The organism is Dokdonella sp. (assembly GCF_049593775.1).
GTDB lineage: Bacteria > Pseudomonadota > Gammaproteobacteria > Xanthomonadales > Rhodanobacteraceae > Dokdonella.
This window is the reverse complement of the sequence record NZ_JBAWHJ010000265.1, coordinates 1-2,951: the sequence shown is the minus strand read 5'-3', so window position 1 is coordinate 2,951 and position 2,951 is coordinate 1. Positions and strand designations below refer to the sequence as shown.

The following is a 2,951-nucleotide window of genomic DNA, read 5'->3' as shown; positions in this document are numbered from 1 at the left end:
GCAGCGGGCGCGACAACCCGGCTGGCAATGTCGTAGACAAACCAGTCGTTGCCACTGCGAAACTGCAGTGAGCGGGCGTCCGCGCTGAATTGCGGCGACGCCTCGGCTTGCGGAGTCCTGGTTACCTGGATCAGGCGGTCATTGCGAACATCGCGAATGAACACGTCGCCACTGCGAATGAACGCCGCTTGCTGGCGGCTGCGGTCGAACACCGCGTTCGCGCCATCCGCGCCGGCCATCAGTGCCGGATCAATGATGACATCTTCGCCGGTAGCCAGGTCGACCCGATGCAGGTCGCGAACCGTCGAACCATTGCGCTTCAGCTGGTAGTAGATCGACTTGCCGTCGACGCTCCAGTAAGGCGATTCTACGGGCGGTCCGATCCAGTCCGGATCGGCCATGGATTGCTCCAGCGTGATGGCACTTGCCGGCATGCAAAGCACGCATAGCCAGACAAACAGGGTCGCAGCTGCAAATCGGAACATCCTGGAAATCTCCGGAAAATCAATCGCACAGGATACCTTCTCGATACCCGCCTGCAATGCGCCGAAAGTCAGTCGTGGCCGACAGCGCGATCAGCGGGTGTGCTTGGCAATCGGAGTCGAATCGTGCAGCCTGCCGGATTGATTACGTTGAGGATTGATCATGTTGCTCGAGTGCGTGGAAAAGGAAACCGGGCAAAGCCCGCGATTTGCGGTGATCTGGATGCACGGCCTGGGGGCCGACGGAAATGATTTCTTACCCATGGTTCCCGAGATCGTGGCTGCCCACTGGCCATCGGGCCGCTTCGTTTTTCCGCATGCGCCGAGACGGCCGGTCACCATCAACGGCGGCATGTCGATGCGAGCCTGGTATGACATCACCGGGATGGAAATCGCACAGCGCCAGGACGAAGCTGGCATCCGCACGTCGATCGAACAGATCGAGGCCCTGATCGCGCGCGAAATCGAGCGTGGCATACCCGCTTCAAACATCATTCTCGCCGGCTTCTCGCAGGGCGCGGCGATGTCGATCTCGGCAGGGTTGCGCCATGCCGGGCGATTGGCAGGAATCATTGCACTGTCAGGTTACCTTCCGCTCGAACGGCAGCTGGAGGCCGAGCGATCATCGGCCAATGCCGATGTGCCGATCTTCATGGGTCATGGCAGCCTTGACCCGGTCGTGCCGCAGACCCTCGGCATGCTCAGCCGCGACTTCCTGCGCTCCCACGGATACACGGTGGACTGGCACAGCTACGCCATGGCGCATCAGGTGTGCATCGAAGAGATCGCCGATCTGCGTGGCTGGATTGGTGAAAGGGTCGGCAGTCTGACCTGACACCCGTTGCATAATCGATCTACCGGCTTTGACTCTGGAAAGGGGCGGCATGGCTGAAACCGAAAAGCACCGCTGGTTGCCGCAGTTCTGCAGCCTGCCAACCTTGTTCGCGCTGATGGTGGTGGCGGAGATCGTTGCCCTGGTCATCGCCATGGCACCGGATCGCGCAGCGCGTTCGTGGGTCAGCGAGCTCGCTATCGCCAGTGTCTTTGTGCAATGGCTGGCCCTTCTCAATGCCGTGGTCCTGTGTTCTTCGCGTGACGCACTGGAGCGTTTGCCGGTACGTGTCGGCTTCATCGTCGCCTGGGCGCTTGCGGTGGCCACTACCGCGCTGGGCAGTGCGGTCGTCTATTCGATGGATCATGCGCTCGGATTCGGCCTCACTGCACCGCCCGGATCAGGCTGGCGGTTCTCACTCGGCAATGCCGCGATCTGTGCCCTGATCGCGGCGGCCCTGTTGCGCTATCTGTACATTCGCGAGTTGTGGCAGGAGCGTATCCAGGCCGCCGCCAAGGCACAGGTGGATGCCTTGCAGGCACGCATCCGGCCACATTTCCTGTTCAACAGCATGAATACGATCGCCAGCCTGATTCGCAAGCGGCCGCAGGATGCCGAGCGTGCGGTGGAGGACTTGTCCGACCTGTTTCGCGCCGCACTGGGTGCACGCGAAACCCTGGCGACTCTGGGCGAGGAGCTGGACCTGATCGGACACTACCTGCGCATCGAAAGTCTGCGTCTCGGAGACAGGCTGCGACTGGACCTTGACCTTGACGAACTGCCGCGAGACCTGCCCTTGCCCGCCTTGCTGCTGCAACCGCTGGTGGAAAACGCCGTGTACCACGGTATCCAGCGCCTCCCCGCAGGAGGCACACTGAGCATTGGCGGCAAGCGCGAGAACGGTCGCGTCGAAATCGTGGTGCGCAACCCGGTGCCCGAAGATGCGTCACTTCCGCGCAACGCGCATGCGCTTTCCAATGTGCGGGCACGTATCGAGTACCATTTCGGCGACAAGGGTGTGCTGCTTGTGCAGCCTGAGCGTGGAGAATTCACGGTGACCGTGCGATTGCCGGATGTGACAGCTCGATGAGGACACTGGTCGTCGACGACGAAGCCCTCGCCCGTGAGCGCCTGATCGACCTGCTTGGCGAACTTCCGGACATCGAAGTGATCGGCGAAGCCGGTGATGGCCGTGAAGCCATCGAAGGTGTTGAACAGTTGCGCCCCGATCTGGTCTTGATGGATATCCGCATGCCGCGCATGGATGGTCTCGAAGCGGCCCGCCATCTGGGCAAATTCGATCACGCTCCCGCCATCGTCTTTTGCACGGCCTACGATGAACACGCACTGGCCGCGTTCGATGCCAACGCCGTCGACTACCTGCTCAAGCCAATCCGGATTGATCGATTGCGTACCGCCATCGAGCGCGCGGGACGCTTCAGTCGGGAGACGATAGAGGAGCTTGAACGTGACGAGACCGGCCGGCGCGAACGCAGCCATCTGTGTGCACGCGTGCGTGGCAACCTTGTGCTCGTGCCCATTTCAGAAATCGACTACCTGCTGGCCGAGGACAAATACGTGATCGTTCATCATGCAGGCAGCGAGGTGCTGATCGAGGAGCCGTTGAAGGCGCTGGA

The 2,951-nt window shown here is 61.5% G+C and carries 4 protein-coding genes; 3 read left to right on the top strand and 1 reads right to left on the bottom strand.

Annotation, left to right across the window (positions count from 1 at the left end):
• A partial coding sequence (locus tag WBP53_RS09425; RefSeq protein WP_423928244.1) for a TolB family protein occupies positions 1-485 on the bottom strand: 485 nt, incomplete at its 3' end.
• Positions 486-645: 160 nt separating this feature from the next.
• Here WBP53_RS09425 and WBP53_RS09420 point away from each other — a divergent pair.
• From WBP53_RS09420 to WBP53_RS09410, 3 genes are all read left to right on the top strand, one after another.
• Positions 646-1,317: an alpha/beta hydrolase gene (locus WBP53_RS09420; RefSeq protein WP_423928242.1), complete on the top strand. Its 672-nt coding sequence runs from the start codon at positions 646-648 to the stop codon at positions 1,315-1,317.
• 49 nt (positions 1,318-1,366) lie between these two features.
• Entirely contained in the window at positions 1,367-2,404 is a 1,038-nt protein-coding gene (locus tag WBP53_RS09415; RefSeq protein ID WP_423928240.1) for a sensor histidine kinase, read from the top strand.
• On the top strand, positions 2,401-2,951 hold a 551-nt coding region (locus tag WBP53_RS09410), incomplete at its 3' end, for a LytR/AlgR family response regulator transcription factor (RefSeq protein ID WP_423928238.1). The genes WBP53_RS09415 and WBP53_RS09410, both read left to right, overlap by 4 nt.